This window comes from Aeromicrobium sp. Leaf272 (assembly GCF_001422865.1).
Lineage (GTDB): Bacteria > Actinomycetota > Actinomycetes > Propionibacteriales > Nocardioidaceae > Aeromicrobium.
Map to the genome: position 1 here is coordinate 686,396 of NZ_LMMY01000009.1, position 658 is coordinate 687,053.

Below are 658 nucleotides of genomic sequence, written 5' to 3' on the forward strand. Positions count from 1 at the left end.
TCCGTCGTCCGGTGGTGTCCGGCCGGGTGGCCACCTTGGTGGCGGCGAGCGCGGCACCGAGCGTGACGACGTCGGCGGCCATGTGACCGGCGTCGGACAGCAGGGCGAGGGATGACGCGAGGATGCCGTAGACGAGCTCGACGACGAAGAACGCGGCGATGATGACGAACACCACGGTCAGCCGCCCGCGGTGCCGACCGCTGGCGGGTCCCCCGGCGTGACCGTGCGCGTGGCCGTGACCCATCAGGCCGCTCCGGTCGGCTCGGTCGCGTCGGGGCCCGGGGTTCCTCCGACGGTGCGGTCGAGCAGCAGGCTGCTCGCCCGCAGCAGCGCCTCGGTGGCCTCCGGGTGGGCCAGCCGGTAGTACGACGAGCGACCCTCGTGGCGCACGTCGAGCAGGCCGCAGTCGCGCAGGCACGCCAGGTGGGCCGAGACCGTGGACTGGGCGAGCCCCAGGTGGGCGGTCAGCTCGACCACGCGGTGCTCGCCGAGCCGGAGGTGCTCGAGGATCCGCAGCCGGCCCGGGTCGGCGAACCCGTGGAGCAGCCGGGCGACCAGGTCGGTGCCGTCGGTCCCGACGTCGAGGTCGGCGTGCCGGTGCTGCTCGTGGGTGCGCGCGCCCGCTCCGGTCCGCCGGGTGACGTGGCCGTCGGACGGG

The 658-nt window shown here is 75.4% G+C and carries 2 protein-coding genes; both read right to left on the reverse strand.

What is annotated here, in order from left to right; genetic code table 11:
* A partial coding sequence (locus ASF38_RS18930) for a cation transporter (protein WP_235497408.1) occupies positions 1-244 on the reverse strand: 244 nt, incomplete at its 3' end.
* On the reverse strand, positions 244-658 hold a 415-nt coding region (locus ASF38_RS04975; protein ID WP_369815155.1), incomplete at its 5' end, for an ArsR/SmtB family transcription factor. The genes ASF38_RS04975 and ASF38_RS18930, both read right to left, overlap by 1 nt.